12 protein-coding genes are annotated in these 14,341 nt (G+C 67.5%); 4 read left to right on the forward strand and 8 right to left on the reverse strand.

Going from position 1 to position 14,341, the window contains the following annotated elements:
- Positions 1-202 (forward strand): ATP synthase delta/epsilon chain alpha-helix domain-containing protein (locus AC04L7_RS03495; protein ID WP_475512530.1); only part of this gene is annotated, 202 nt, incomplete at its 5' end.
- Positions 203-369: 167 nt separating this feature from the next.
- Here AC04L7_RS03495 and AC04L7_RS03500 read toward each other — a convergent pair.
- The gene (locus AC04L7_RS03500; protein ID WP_299345748.1) at positions 370-774 is read right to left on the reverse strand and encodes a GtrA family protein; all 405 of its coding nucleotides are present in this window, start codon (positions 772-774) and stop codon (positions 370-372) included.
- A 42-nt stretch (positions 775-816) separates the two neighbouring features.
- On the opposite strand from AC04L7_RS03500, the gene AC04L7_RS03505 reads away from it, so the two are divergent.
- Entirely contained in the window at positions 817-1,773 is a 957-nt protein-coding gene (locus tag AC04L7_RS03505) for a glycosyltransferase family 2 protein (RefSeq protein WP_299345751.1), read from the forward strand.
- Here the strand turns inward: AC04L7_RS03505 and AC04L7_RS03510 are convergent.
- Positions 1,739-3,316, reverse strand: a complete 1,578-nt coding sequence (locus AC04L7_RS03510; protein WP_475512531.1) for a hypothetical protein — start codon at positions 3,314-3,316, stop codon at positions 1,739-1,741. The genes AC04L7_RS03505 and AC04L7_RS03510 overlap by 35 nt on opposite strands.
- A gap of 77 nt (positions 3,317-3,393) precedes the next feature.
- Between AC04L7_RS03510 and glmU the strand changes: the two genes are divergently transcribed.
- Positions 3,394-4,761 (forward strand): bifunctional UDP-N-acetylglucosamine diphosphorylase/glucosamine-1-phosphate N-acetyltransferase GlmU, encoded by a 1,368-nt coding sequence (gene glmU, locus AC04L7_RS03515; RefSeq protein WP_299345757.1) that lies wholly within the window; start codon positions 3,394-3,396, stop codon positions 4,759-4,761.
- A 178-nt stretch (positions 4,762-4,939) separates the two neighbouring features.
- On the opposite strand, the gene AC04L7_RS03520 is transcribed toward glmU, so the two are convergent.
- From AC04L7_RS03520 to AC04L7_RS03545, 6 genes are all read right to left on the reverse strand, one after another.
- Positions 4,940-6,268 carry a sensor histidine kinase gene (locus AC04L7_RS03520; RefSeq protein WP_475512532.1) on the reverse strand — a complete coding sequence of 443 codons (1,329 nt, stop codon included), beginning with the start codon at positions 6,266-6,268 and terminating at the stop codon, positions 4,940-4,942.
- On the reverse strand, positions 6,265-7,602 hold the full coding sequence (locus AC04L7_RS03525; RefSeq protein WP_475512533.1) for a sigma-54-dependent transcriptional regulator: 1,338 nt from the start codon (positions 7,600-7,602) through the stop codon (positions 6,265-6,267). The genes AC04L7_RS03520 and AC04L7_RS03525 overlap by 4 nt, the downstream gene beginning before the upstream one ends.
- Positions 7,603-7,738: 136 nt before the next feature.
- Positions 7,739-8,962, reverse strand: a complete 1,224-nt coding sequence (locus tag AC04L7_RS03530; protein WP_296281487.1) for an ABC transporter permease — start codon at positions 8,960-8,962, stop codon at positions 7,739-7,741.
- 23 nt (positions 8,963-8,985) lie between these two features.
- A complete protein-coding gene (locus AC04L7_RS03535) occupies positions 8,986-10,296 on the reverse strand; it encodes an ABC transporter permease (protein WP_296281488.1) in 1,311 nt (436 codons plus the stop codon).
- A gap of 75 nt (positions 10,297-10,371) precedes the next feature.
- A complete protein-coding gene (locus AC04L7_RS03540) occupies positions 10,372-11,094 on the reverse strand; it encodes an ABC transporter ATP-binding protein (RefSeq protein WP_299345764.1) in 723 nt (240 codons plus the stop codon).
- Between the two features lie 81 nt (positions 11,095-11,175).
- Positions 11,176-12,444: an efflux RND transporter periplasmic adaptor subunit gene (locus AC04L7_RS03545; protein WP_299345968.1), complete on the reverse strand. Its 1,269-nt coding sequence runs from the start codon at positions 12,442-12,444 to the stop codon at positions 11,176-11,178.
- A 194-nt stretch (positions 12,445-12,638) separates the two neighbouring features.
- Between AC04L7_RS03545 and glmS the strand changes: the two genes are divergently transcribed.
- On the forward strand, positions 12,639-14,341 hold a 1,703-nt coding region (gene glmS / locus AC04L7_RS03550), incomplete at its 3' end, for a glutamine--fructose-6-phosphate transaminase (isomerizing) (protein WP_475512534.1).

Genomic DNA, 14,341 nt, shown 5'->3' on the forward strand with positions numbered 1-14,341 from the left:
GGTCGTGACCGTGCTGGCCGACACCGCCGTGCGCGCGACCGACATCGATGAGGCGCAGGTCCGCAAGGCCAAGGAAGAAGCCGAGCGCGTGTTGTCCCACAAGGACCCGAAGATGAGCGTGGAAGAAGCCCAGGCCCAGCTGGCCATGAGCATCGCCCAGCTCAGCGCGCTGGAGCGCCTGCGCAAGAACCTCAAGCACTGAGGTCCACCGCTTCCGCACCATCGACAACGCCGGCCTAGTGCCGGCGTTGTCGTTTCGTAGCGTGCGCCATGCGCACGATCTGGCGATACCGCCCGCGCCACGCCTTCCCCGGCGCACCGCGGACCAGCCACGGCATCGTGCGCATGGCGCACGCTACACGCGGTCGATCAACGATAGACCACGTGCCGCCAGAGGAAGAAGGCCACAAGGGCCAGCACGCCTTCCACCAGCGGTTTGGCCAGCCAGGCGTGCGCCAGGCCCAGCGACGTGGCCACCCAGGTCACCGCCAGCGTGCTCGCCACCGTCAGTGGCACCCACACCAGCAGGAACTTGGCGAAGCGCCACCAGCCCAGGCGTGCGGCACCCTCGCTCGCGAAGGTCACGCGTCCGTTCAACCAGAAGCCGAGCAGTGCGCCGCCCACGCGGCTGGCGAGATTCGCCGGCGCCGCCGCTACGCCGAGCGCGGTCAGCGCCACGAACAGGGCCCAGTCCACCAGCAGCTGCAGCGCGCCGATGATGAGGAAGCTGCCGCCCTGGCGAAGCAGGACGTGCCTGGAAGACGGAGAGGCCATGCAGCGATGGTAACCCCGGTCGCGCACCGCTTGCCGTGTAAGATGCCCGCGCCCGTCGTCGACCGGACCGTCGCCTTGCGCATCGCCGTACTGATTCCCTGCCACAACGAAGCGCCGACCGTGCAGAAGGTCGTCGCCGATTTCCGCGAGGCGCTGCCGGAGGCCGAGGTGTGGGTGTTCGACAACGCCAGCGCCGACGCCACCGCCCTGCTGGCGGCGCAGGCCGGAGCACAGGTGCGGCATGTACTTGCGAAGGGCAAGGGCAACGCGGTGCGGGCGATGTTCCGCGACGTCGATGCCGATATCTACGTGATGGCGGACGGCGACGATACCTATCCTGCATCCGCCGTGCGGTCGCTCATCGAGGATATTGCGGAGGGACGGGCCGACATGGTCGTGGGCACGCGGCTGGAGTCGCACGATCGTGCCTCTTTCCGTCGCTTCCACGGCATCGGAAACCGACTCGTGCGCGGCTGCATCAGCGCCCTGTTCGGCCACCCGGTCCGCGACGTGCTGTCCGGCTACCGCGTGTTCTCGCGTCGCTTCGTGAAGTCCATGCCGGTGCTTTCGCGCGGCTTCGAGATCGAGACCGAAATGACGGTGTTCGCACTGGCCAATGGCTTCGTGCTGTCCGAACGGGTCATCGAGTACGGCACGCGCCCCGATGGCAGTGAATCCAAGCTCGACACCTACCGCGACGGGATGCGGGTACTGAAGACGATCCTGTTCCTGTTCAAGGACATGCGGCCGCTGCTGTTCTTCGGCGTGCTGGCGGCGGCATGCATGGTATCCAGTCTTGGATTCGGCGCCATCGTCATCCATGAGTTCGCGCGCACGGGCCTGGTCACCCATCCATCAACCGCCGTGCTCGCGGTCGCATTCGCCTTGGTCGGGGTGGTGTCGATCGCGACCGGGCTGATCCTGGATACCGTCAACCGGCGAACGAACGAGATCCAGCGGCTGATCACCGACCAGGTGCTGTCGCAGCGCAGACCGTAGGCGTGGGCGTACCCCGTGCCAGCGGGCAGAGCGCAAGGTCCCCCAGGCTTGTCGACACGGGAAGACAGGGGCCCTGAGCGACCAGACCGTAGGCACCCAACGCCTCGTTCGCCGCTGGCGTGGAGGCCAAGCGAAGCAGGTAGACCGGTCCTTCATGCGACCGAACGCGTTGTTCGRCCGCCACCTGCAACCCCGTGCAGCGCGTCGGCGCCATGAAATTGTTGCGAATCGATACCGCGGCGATTCGCCGAGGCAGGTATGCGACGGCGTACGCCATCGGATCATCGTCCGCCAGCACCACGAGACTGTCGGCGGGCAGCGCCGGCATCCGTACCGACACCATGGGGGTGACGAAGGGCGAGCGACCCCAACTCGGTCGGTTGGTGGCTACGACCAGCAGAACGGCGAGCGCCACCATGGCAGGTCGTACATAGCGGGCTGGCAGCCGCGTCGATACGACGCCGAAGAGGGCGATGGAGCAGAGCAACTCCAGCGCGAACAGGTAGCGGTAGATGCCATAGAGCATTACCCACACGGCAAAGCTGACCAGCGCGAACGCGAGAAGGGCATGGGCGATCGGCATCGCGGCGGCGTCCCGCTGCCGTCCCCGCCACACCGATATCCACCACGCGCCAAGCGAGGCGAAGCCGAGCAGTACGCGGGGGTCGGCAAGCTTCCCTTCCGAGAAGCGGCTGCTGTCGGTCAGCAGATGGAACGGTACCAGCAGGGCATCGATGCCGTGCGGAATGAAACGGCCGTCCTTGTACGCCTRCGGCAGCGCGTCGACCGAACCGAACCAGTCATTGAAGTAGGGAAACAACGGGTTGCCATGCGCCTGCCAGAGGTGGAGTGCCCACGGCCCAGCCGTCAGTGCCGACCCGGCCAGGCCGCCGATCGCCAGCGCCAGGATGCGCAGCGGCAGCCCGCGCATCGGGCCACAGGCCAGGGCGGCCGCGATGAAGCCGATGCAGTACAGCGCGCCGGTGAGCTTCAGGCCCGCGCACGCGCCGGCCATCAGGCCCGCCGGCAGCCAGGTCGCCCATGCGTGGCGGCGTCCCTGCGAGTCCGCGATCCACCACAGCGCCGCCATCACGCCGGCCGCCACGACCGCATCATTGAACGTGGTACCGATGCTGGGCATCACCGCCGCTCCCGTGACGGCGGCCAGACCGGCCATCACGGTACGCGTGGCGCTGCGTCCCAGTGGCCACGCCAGGTCCAGCAGGCGCAGCGCGAAGAGGATCGCGATGAATGAAGGAAGTGCCAGCCACATCGATACGAGCCATCCGGGCAGACCCGCCTTCACCATCCAGGCGAAGGGAATATCGAGCGCCGGGTTGTGCCACGTCTGCAACTGCGCCGCCGCGATGTCATCGCCGAAGCGGCCGTCCAGCAGCGCGGATGGCGTATAGAGGTGGTAGTTGCGCAGGTCCCAGTTCGCGTCCTGCCCCTGCTTGAACAGCGCAAGCAGCACCAGCAGCAGTGCGACGACCCAGGCAAGCCGTCCGTCGCGGAGAGGGGTGGAGCGTATGTGCTGGGTCATGGGCAGGGTCGTGCGGGGACTGAGTTGATACCATCGCACCAAGGTCGAAGGCCGTCATCATCGTAATGGGAAACCACATGAAACCACTCCACGTCGTCATCCTCGCCGCCGGCGAAGGCAAGCGCATGAAGTCCGCGCTGCCGAAAGTGCTGCAGCCCATCGCCGGACGCCCGATGCTGGCGCACGTGATCGAGGCGGCGCGCGCGTTGTCGCCGGCCGGCGTGCATGTGGTCTACGGTCATGGCGGCGACCAGGTGCAGGCAGCCTTCGCCGACCAGCTGGACCTGCACTGGGCGCACCAGGCACAGCAGTTGGGCACCGGCCACGCCGTGGCCCAGGCGATGCCCGATGTCCCCGACGGCGCGCGCGTGCTGGTGCTGTACGGTGACGTGCCGCTGACGCGCAGCGAGACGCTGCAGCGCCTGCTCGATGCGCCCGGGCGGCTCGCGGTGCTGGTGGCCGAGCCGGTCGATCCGACGGGTTACGGACGCATCGTGCGCGACGAGGCGGGCCGCGTGGCCGCGATCGTCGAGCACAAGGACGCCGATGAGGAGCAGCGCCGCATCCGCACCATCAATACCGGCATCATCGCCGCCGACGGCAGTGCGTTGAAGGGGTGGCTGGCACGCCTGTCCAACGCTAACGCGCAGGGCGAGTACTACCTGACCGATGTCTTCGCGATGGCGGCGGAGGAATTCACCCCTGCGGAAATGGTGCTCGTGGGCGAGCCCATCGAGGCCGAAGGCGCGAACGATCCCTGGCAGCTGTCGCAGCTGGAGCGTGCCTACCAGGTTCGCGCTGCACGCGCGCTATGCGTGCAGGGTGCACGCCTGGTCGACCCGGCGCGCTTCGACCAGCGTGGCACGGTCACGGTGGGTCGCGACGTGCAGATCGACGTCGACGTGGTGCTGGAAGGCAAAGTCGAACTGGGCGATGGCGTCGTCATCGGCCCGTTCACGCGCCTGAAGGATGTTTCGCTCGCGGCCGGCACGCAGGTGCGCGCGCATTGCGACCTGGAAGGCGTCACCAGCGAAGGTGCCGCATTGATCGGCCCCTATGCGCGCCTGCGTCCCGGCACCGTGCTTGCCGATGGCGTGCACGTGGGCAACTTCGTCGAAACGAAGAACGCGCGCATCGGCGTGGGCAGCAAGGCGAACCATCTGACCTATCTCGGCGACACCGTCATCGGCACCGGCACCAACATCGGCGCCGGCACCATCACCTGCAACTACGATGGCGTGAACAAGTCCACCACGACGATCGGCGATCGCGTCTTCGTCGGTTCGAACTCCTCGCTGGTCGCGCCGGTGACGCTGGCGGATGGCGCCACCATCGGTGCGGGCTCCGTGATCTCGAAGAATGCGCCGGCCGACACGTTGACGGTGGCGCGTGCGCGCCAGGTCAGCATCGAAGGTTGGCATCGACCGGTGAAGAAGCCGAAGTGACGTAGGGCGGGCTCAAGCCCGCCATGGGTGGGGCATTCGGACGAAAGCCCGTTGAATCGGCATCGCGGCGGCCAGCCCTCACCCCTTGCCCTCTCCCGGAGGGAGAGGGGGAGTCGGTGCCATGCTGGTCCGGCTTCGGGTGCGGACGAGTGGATTCGGTGTCCGGGCTTTGGACAGATCAGTTTTCCGGCAACTGGATCGACACGCACAACCCGCCGCCGTCGCGGTTGTGCAGCGACAGCCGGCCGCCGTGCGCTTCGATGATCTCTCGGGTCAGCGCCAGGCCCAGGCCGGTGCCGTTGCGCTTGGTCGAATAGAACGGCACCAGCGCGTTCTGCAGCACGGCGTCGTTCATGCCGGTGCCGCGGTCCATCACCTCGATGCGCAGCCAGTCGGGCAGCCGCGTCAACCGCACGGACACGCCGTCGGCGGTCGTGCCGGATTCGTGCGCGTTCTTCAGCAGGTTGAKCAGCGCCTGCTCSAGCTGCGCGACGTCGATGCGGCCGTCGATCTCGGTTTCGGTCATCAGCAGTTCGAAACCGATCTGGCGCTGCAGGCCTTCGAAGAAGGCGCGCCAGTGCACTGTCTGCAGTTGCGGCGAGGGCAGCTTGGCGAAGCGCGCATAGCCGCGGATGAAGCCCTCCAGGTGGCGTGCGCGTTCTTCGATCGTGCCGAACACCTCCTCCAGGCGCTCGTATCGTTCACGGCGCACCAGCTCGGCACCGGAATGCGCGAGCGAGGCCACCGGCGCCAGCGAGTTGTTGAGCTCGTGGCTGATCACGCGGATGACCTTCTTCCAGGTCATCACCTCCTGGCGGCGCAGTTCGCTGGTCAGCAGGCGGAGCAGCAGCAGTTCGTGCGGGCGTCCATTGAGACGGAAAGTGCGGCGGGCGAGGTGGTACACCTGTTCCTCGCCGTCCTCTTCCTCGCTGCCGATGGCGAACAGGCTGTCACCGCCCCGGCCCAGTGCTTCGCGCATCTCGACCGGTGCCGCGGCGATCAGCGTGTCGTAGTCCTGTCCCTCGAGCTTCCAGCCGCTGTGCAGGAGCTTGCGGGCCGCGACGTTGGCGAAGATCACCCGACGCACCGCATCGCCTCCCGGGGCGATCAGCAGCATGGCGACGGGCGTGTTCTGCACCATGGTGTCCAGCAGCAGTTCGCGCTGCACCAGGCTCAGGCGCTGTTCCCGCAGTACCTCACCGAGTGCCGCGTGCGACCGCACCAGTTCGGCGAGTTCATCGTTGCCGCGCCAGTGGATGCCGAAGTTGTACTCGGCGTCGCGATAACTGTTGACGCTTCCGGCCAGGGCGCGGAACAGCGAATACGTGCTGCGCAGGCCGCGGCGTATCGCCCACATCGCCAGCGGCAGCACGATGATCGCGGACGCCAGTACGGCGACGACGTCGTCGCCGATCCAGTGCGACAGCAGCACCGGCAGCACCACGGCCAGTGCCAGCAGCGGCAGCAGCCAGGACAGGATGCGGCCGGCGAGCGAGCGACGCATCATGGGGCCTTGATGCCGAAGCGTTCCATGCGCCGGTACAGGGCCTGCCGGCTCATGCCGAGGTCCGCCGCCGCCTGTGCGATGACACCACCGGCGCGCGCGATGGCGGCTTCGATATCGGTACGCTCGGGTTCGGCGGCGACCGCGGTGCGCACCGGCGCCGGTCGCGGCAGGTTGAGATCGGTGGCTTCGATGCGCTCGCCCATCGCCAGCAGGCYGGCGCGCTGGATGACGTTGCGCAACTCGCGCACGTTGCCGGGCCATGCGTGGCGCAGCAACGCGGCGCGTGCGCTCTCGCCCAGTGGCTTGTCGGCGGGCCGGAAACGCTCGGCCAGCGGCAGGATGTCGCCGGGACGCTCGGCCAGCGGCGGCAGCGCGAGCTCGATCGCATTGAGGCGGTAGTAGAGATCTTCGCGGAAGCCGCCCTCGCGGATCATCGCGGGCAGGTCGGCATTGGTCGCGCTGATCACGCGCACGGTGACGTGGCGCTCGCGGTTGGAACCCAGCCGTTCGAAGCGGCCCGTCTCCAGCACGCGCAGCAGCTTCATCTGGCCGGTGAGCGGCAGGTTGCCGATCTCGTCCAGGAACAGCGTGCCGCCGTCGGCGGCTTCGAACTTGCCCTCGCGAGCCTTGTTGGCGCCGGTGTAGGCGCCGGCGTCGGCGCCGAAAAGCYCCGCTTCGATCAGCTCCGACGGCAGTGCGCCGCAGTTGAGCGTGACGAACGGGCCGGACTTCACGCTGGAATTGGCCTGGATGATCTCCGCGATCTTCTCCTTGCCCGCGCCATTCGGCCCGGTGATCAGCACCGGCAGGTCGGAGCGCGCGACTTGGCAGGCGAGCGCGACCACGCGCTCGCTGGCGGGATCCTCGAACACCAGGTTGCGCAGGTCGTACCGGCTGGACAGCTGGTCGCGGCCGCGCCGTTCGCGGCTGCGGCGGCGCTCCAGTTCGGTGCGCGCTTCGGCCAGTTCCAGCAGCGTGTTGACCGTGGCCAACAGCTTGCGGTCGTCCCAGGGTTTGGCGACGTAGTCGGCTGCGCCGGCCTTCACCAGGTTCACCGCGACTTCCAAGTGCGTCCATGCGGTCAGCAGGATCACCGGCATGTCTGGCCACTGCATGCGGATGTCGGCGAACAGCTGTTCGCCCTCCGCGCCGGAGGTGGTGTCCTGGGTGAAGTTCATGTCCTGGATGACCAAGTCGACCTGCTGCTCGCGCAGCACCGCCAGCCCCGCGTCCGGCGATTCCGCGTGCAGCGTGTCGATGTCGTGCAGGGAGAACAGGACTTCCAGCGCCGTACTGACGGCGAGGTTGTCGTCGATGACGAGGATGGTGGGCATGGTGTGGCGGACCGGGGCTTGAGGCGGGTAGCACGTAGCGAGGAGGGAGTGGAGCGTAACGAGGAACGAGGAACGAGGGGCGTTGCGTCCTCTCGCTCCCCGTTCCTTCGCACGCGCTCCCTGCGCCCGGTCGAGTTTACGCGGTACGCGTGGCGACCGCCGGCGGCACCGAGGCCGCCTTGCGTGCGGGGCCGTAGACCGCCACCTGGCCCAGCAACCACAGCAGCACGGCGCCGACGGGCAGGTACAGCAGCGGCAGGCGGGGCAGCTCGTACTTGCCCATCAGCAGCTGGTTGATGCCGTAGGCCAGGATCATGCCGATGACGATGCCGATGGTCGCCAGCAGGAAGTTCTCGGTCAGGAAGTAGCGCAGGATCTGGCCCTTCGTGGCGCCCAGCGCCCGGCGGATGCCGATCTGCTTGGTGCGCTGCTGCACCCAGAAGCTGGCCAGCCCGACGATGCCCAGCGCGGTGACGACCAGCAGCGAGATGATCACGGTGATGAGCAGCCAGGCCATCGCGCGATCGCCGCGGTAGTAGTTGTGCTTGATGTCTTCGAACGTCCCGTCTCGCAGCACCAGGCGGCGGGCACTGTTCTTCTCCAGCGCCGCCAACGCGGCCTTTATCACCTCGGTGCGGCGTTCCGGTGCGGTACGCAGCACGAACGTTCCCATGGTCAGGTCCTTCGCGGGCAGGATCATGGTGAAGCCGCCTTCGGCCGGCCCGCCGTTGTCGTTGGTGCGGATCAGCCGATCGACCACGCCGACCACGCGGTGCGGCGCGTTGTCGGTATTCCATGAGTAGATGTTCTTGCCGACGGCACTCTCGCCGGGAAACAGTTTGTTCGCCAGCTCCCGGCTGAGGATCACGGCCGGCATCACGAACTTGGCGTTCTGCTTGTTGATCTCGGTCCAGCTGACGTATTCGTCCGCGTTGAAGTCGCGGCCTTCCACCAGCTTCAGGCCGAGCGTCTCGACGACCGCATCGCCAAGATAGATGTTCGCCTGCGCACTGGGACGCTCCTGTTCGGGCGCGAGCTGGATGGAGCTGTTCCACGACGAGTTGTCGAACGGCACATGGTTGATGCTGCCGGCGGCCTTGACGCCCGGCAGGGCGCGCAGGCTGGCGACGTCCTGCCTGACCAGCGCATCGGCATTGGGATCTTCGCCGAGGTTGCCCATGCTGATCCGCACGATCTCCTCGTTCGCCAGTCCGGTGGGGCGATCGATGCGCTCCAGCCGCTGGGTGATCAGGAAGACCGCGTTGCAGATGATGGCGCACGACAGCGCCACTTCCAGCACGATCAGGGCGGCGGCCGTCTTGTGGCGGGCCAGGGTGGAAAGGATGGGGCGGATGTCCATGACGTGCCTCTTGGATGGATGGGTCACTGGCTCTTGAGCTGGATGGCGGGCGTCACCTGCATCGCGCGCCAGGCGGGCAGCATGCCGGCGAGCAGGCTGGCGACGATCGCCAGCGCGAAGGTGGCCAGCAGCATCTTCAGGTCCATGTGCGCGAGGTCGGCATAGCCTGCCGGTTGCTGGCGGACCGCCAGCAGGCCGAGCCAGGCGAGTACCAGGCCAAGCACGCCGCCGACCAGGCCGACGGTGCCGGCTTCGACCAGGCATTGCGCGAAGATGGCCTTGCGGGTCGCCCCCAGTGCACGCCTTACGCCGATCTGCGACGCGCGGCCGAGGAATTTCGCCAGCAGCAGACCCACCGTGTTGAGCAGGCAGACCGCCAGGAAGCCGAACGCCAGCCACATCTGCAGGCGCACGTCGCCAGGCACCGCGCCCTGCTTGTCCAGCCACTGCATCACGTTGTGCAGGTCGACGTTGGTGGCGCGCTCGAAACGGCCCGCCGCCCGCTGCTGGTCGGAGTAGTTCTGCAGGTACTGCTTGTAGGCCTCGACCTTGGCCGGCGTGCCCAGTTCCACCCAGTACTGCAGCCATGAACACGGTGCGTTCGGGCCCTGCGAGCCTTCCTCGTCCGCGCTCGAGTCGCCCCAGCAGTTCATGTTGCCCTGCGTGCCCATCTTCACGGCGCGGGAGGTCCAGAAGGGCACGAACAGCTGCTCGACCTCGGTGAAGCGGTCCTGGGTCATGTCGTAGAACTTCGGTGCCGGGCGCCACTCGTCCAGCACGCCGATCACGCGGAAGGTCGCACCGGACGCCTTGATGTCGCGACCGACGCTGTTCGCGCCGCCGAAAAGCTTCTCGTTGAGCGCCTTGGAAATCACCGCCACGCGCGCCCGCGATTCGTCGTCCGCCGCCGACCAGCCGTTGCCGTAGCGGAACGGCACGTCGAACATCGGGAAGAAGTCGGCGGTGGTGTAGCGCGCATCGACGCGGAAGGGTTCGATGCGGCCATCCTCCGTTTCGATCGATGAAGCACCCCCGGTCATGAAGGCCTGGCGGTCGCCCTTCTTGTCGCGCAGCAGGTGTTCGGCGTCGTAACGCGTGAACTGGTCCTCCGGCTCGTCGCCCGGCGTGAAGCCGTTCGCCGATCGCGGGTCGATGCGCGGATAGAACAGCTTGTCGCTCTTCTGCGGGATCGGGTCGCCGGACAGCACGTAGAACACGGTCAGCGTGGTCATGCTGGCGCCGATGCCCAGCGCGATGGCCAGCACCATCAGGAAGGTCAATGCCTTGTTGCGCTTGAAGCTGCGCAGCGCAAGGGAGAAGTAGTAGCCGAACATGCGTGGCTCCGTAGGGTGGGCCCTGGCCCACCATGGGGTTGTCTTGGGTCTGTCTGCGGTGGGCCGGGGCCCACCCTACGCGGACGCGTTGGCTTCGGCGGCGTGGGCCGCGCGCATCAGCGCGGGCTCCACCGACAGGTCGGTGGCCATGCCGTCCACGATGTGCACATTGCGCTGCGCTCGCGCGGCGAGTTCCGGATCGTGCGTGACCATGATGATGGTCGTGCCCTGGCGGTTGATCTCTTCGAGCAGCTCCATCACGCCACGCGCCATCTGCGAATCGAGGTTGCCGGTCGGTTCGTCCGCCAGCAGCAGGCGCGGGCTGCCCGCCAGTGCGCGCGCGATCGCGGTGCGCTGCTGCTGGCCGCCCGACAGTTCGGCGGGGAAGTGCTTCATGCGCGAACCCAGGCCGACGCGCGCCAGTGCGTCTTCGATGCGCTGCTTGCGCTCGGCGGCCGGCATGCCGCGGTAGCGCAGCGGTACGTCGACGTTGTCGAACAGGTTGAGGTCGGGGATCAGGTTGAAGCCCTGGAAGATGAAGCCGATCTTCTGGTTGCGCAGGCGCGAGCGCGCGTCGTCGCCCAGGTGGCTGACGTCCTGCCCGTCGAGGAGGAACTGCCCGCCGGTGAACGTCTCCAGCAGCCCGGCGATGTTGAGGAAGGTGGTCTTGCCGGAACCCGACGGGCCGGTGACCGCGACGAACTCGCCCTCGCGGACATGCAGGTCCAGGGAACGCAGCGCGTGCGTTTCCACCTGTTCGGTGCGGTAGACCTTGGCGACTTGGCGCATCTCAAGCATGGCGGGTTCCTTCTTCGGGTTCTGGTGCGGAATGGATGGCGGGGGAGGGGCGTGGGGGAGCAGCGTGTGGAGTAGGGGAGATCAGTTGACCGAGACGCGCTCGGCATCGCCGAACAGGTCGCTGCCGGAGACGACGACCTTGTCGCCGGGCTGCAGGCCACCGAGCACTTCGATGTTGCTCAGGCTGCTGACGCCCAGTTGCACGGGACGGCGCACGGCGGAACTGCCGTCCATGACGTAGGCGTAGCGACCGCCGCCCTGTTCCAGGAACGGACCCCGTTCGACCATCAGCACGTTGCGGCGCGTATCCATCAGGATGCGTGCGGCCAGGCGCTGGTTCTGGCGCAGGCCCGGCGGCTGCTTGTCGGAGAAGCGCAGGCGGGTGACGACTTCGCCATTGACCACTTCCGGCGACACCGCGGAAATCTCGCCCGGGTACGGTTGGCCGGCGCTGGTGAGCGTGGCCGGCATGCCGATGGCGAGGTCGCGCGCGAAACTCTCCGGCACCTTGATCTCGACTTCGAACACCGACAGGTCCACCACGCTCAGCACGGGCGCGTTGATCGCCACGTTGGAGCGCTGCACGGCCTGGATCTGGCCGACCTGTCCGTCGAACGGCGCGCGCAGGGTCAGGGCATCGACCTGGCGCTGCACCTCGGTCACCACGGCGCGCTGGCGTTCGGCCAGCAGCTGCTTGTTGCGCGCATCCAGGCCCGCACCCTGGCCCTGCAGGCCGGCGTCCTTGCGTGCGTGGGACAGTGCGATCTCGGCCTTGCGCAGGTTGTCCTGCGCTTCCAGCACGTCGACCTGCGGCACCGCTCCGCCGTCGTAGCCACGCTGGTAGCGCTGCAGGGTGCGCTCGGCGGCCTGGCGTTCGATCTCGGCCTGGTCGAGCGCCTTCTGCGCATCGGCGCGGGTGACGCTGGCATCCAGCGTGGCGCGGCTCGCTTCGGCTTCCAGGCCGGCCAGGGTGGTCTGCTCCTGCGCCAGCTTGCTGCGCAGTTCCGGGCTGTCGATCTCGGCCAGCGGCTGGCCCTTGGCGACCTTGTCGCCGGCCACGACCTTCAGCGTGACCACGCCCCCGGCCACGGCATACAGGGTGGGGCTGTTGGCGGCAATCACGCGGCCGTCGGCGGCGATGTCGCGGACCAGGTCGCCGCGCGTCACTTCGGCGATGCGCAGGCGCGCCCCGTCGATGGACGCGGTGCCCGACAGCCAGCCCCGTGCGGCGAACACGATGCCTGCCAGCAGCAGGGCGCCGCCGGCCGCGGGCCATACCCAGCGGCGCCAGGCCGGACGGGTCTGCGAGGAGCTGAGCACTCGGTCTTGCGCGGAGGTGTCCCGAATCATCGGCGGCATGCGTTCTGTGGAATGACCTGCAGGTATCAGCAGGATGCGTGCCAAACGCAAGCGATTGATTCGCAAGGGGGTTGTCCGGGACTGGAGGCTGTCCGGGTGTCCGCGGACACTGCGCGGACAGGGGCTGTCCAGTACCGGACACGTAGAATGTCCGTTCGTTTCACTCAGATGGAAGACACACGCTTATGTGCGGAATTGTGGGCGCGATCGCCGGGCGCGACGTGGTGCCGGTACTGATCGAAGGACTGAAGCGGCTGGAATACCGGGGCTACGATTCGGCGGGCATCGCCGTCGTGGACCAGCAGGACGTACGCCGCGTGCGCCGCACCGGCCGCGTGGCCGAAATGGAAGGCGCGGCCGCTGCCGAGGGCTTCAATGCGAGCCTGGGCATCGGCCATACGCGGTGGGCGACCCACGGCGGCGTGACCGAAGCCAACGCGCATCCGCACATCAGCCACGGCGTGGCGCTGGTGCACAACGGCATCATCGAGAACCATGAGGAGCAGCGCGAGAAACTGCGCGCCCTCGGCTACGTGTTCGAGTCGCAGACCGACACGGAAGTGATCGCCCACCTGATGCACCACCACCTCAAGGGTGGTGATGACCTGCTGGCTGCGTTGCAGCGCACGGTGAAGGAACTCACCGGCGCATATGCGCTGGCGGTGGTGAGCCGCAAGGAACCGGACCGCATGGTCTGCGCCCGCATGGGCTGCCCGCTGCTGATCGGCATCGGCGAAGGCGAGAATTTCATCGCGTCCGACGTGTCCGCGATCCTGCAGGCGACGCGCCGCGTGATCTTCCTGGAAGAGGGCGACACCGCCGAGGTGACGCGCGACAGCGTGAAGGTGTTCGACGGCAAGGACCAGCCGGTGCAACGTGACGTGCACGTGTCCGATGTGTCACTGGCCTCGCTGGAACTGGGCCCGTACCGCCACTTCATGCAGAAGGAGATCCACGAGCAGCCGCGTGCGATCGCCGACACCATCGAAGCGGTGGTCGACGGCGGCTTCTCGCCCACGCTGTTCGGTGCCGATGCCGAAGCCGCGCTGAAGGACATCGAAGGCGTGCAGATCCTCGCCTGCGGCACCAGCTACTATGCCGGCATGACGGCGCGTTACTGGCTCGAAGCCATCTCCGGCCTGCCGTGCAGCGTCGAGATCGCCAGCGAGTATCGGTACCGCGACGCCTACGCCAATCCCAAGCACCTGATCGTCACCATCTCGCAGTCCGGCGAAACCCTGGACACGATGGAAGCGCTGAAGTACGCCAAGTCGTTGGGGCACCAGCACACGCTGTCGATCTGCAACGTGCCCGAGAGCGCCATCCCGCGCGCCAGCGAACTGGTCTGCTACACCCGCGCCGGCGCTGAGATCGGCGTGGCGTCGACGAAGGCCTTCACGACCCAGCTGGCGGCGCTGTTCCAGCTGACCGTCGTGCTGGGCAAGTTGCGCGGCAAGGTCACGCCGGCGCAGGAAGCCGACTATCTGGAACAGCTGCGGCACCTGCCGGGCAGCGTGCAGCACGCATTGAACCTCGAGCCGCAGATCGCCGCGTGGGCCGAGCGTTTCGCGCCGAAGTCCGATGCGTTGTTCCTCGGCCGCGGCTTGCACTACCCGATCGCACTGGAAGGCGCGCTCAAACTGAAGGAAATCTCGTACATCCACGCCGAGGCGTATCCGGCCGGCGAACTGAAGCATGGTCCGCTGGCGCTGGTGGATGCGGACATGCCGGTGGTGGTGATCGCGCCGAACGACGTCCTGCTGGAGAAAGTGAAATCCAACATGCAGGAAGTGCGCGCGCGTGGCGGCGAGCTGTTCGTCTTCACCGACCAGGACAGCCACTTCAGCGAATCCGAAGGCGTGCACGTGATCCGTACGCCGCGCCACGT

Source organism: Pseudoxanthomonas sp. LjRoot204_2 (assembly GCF_056175765.1).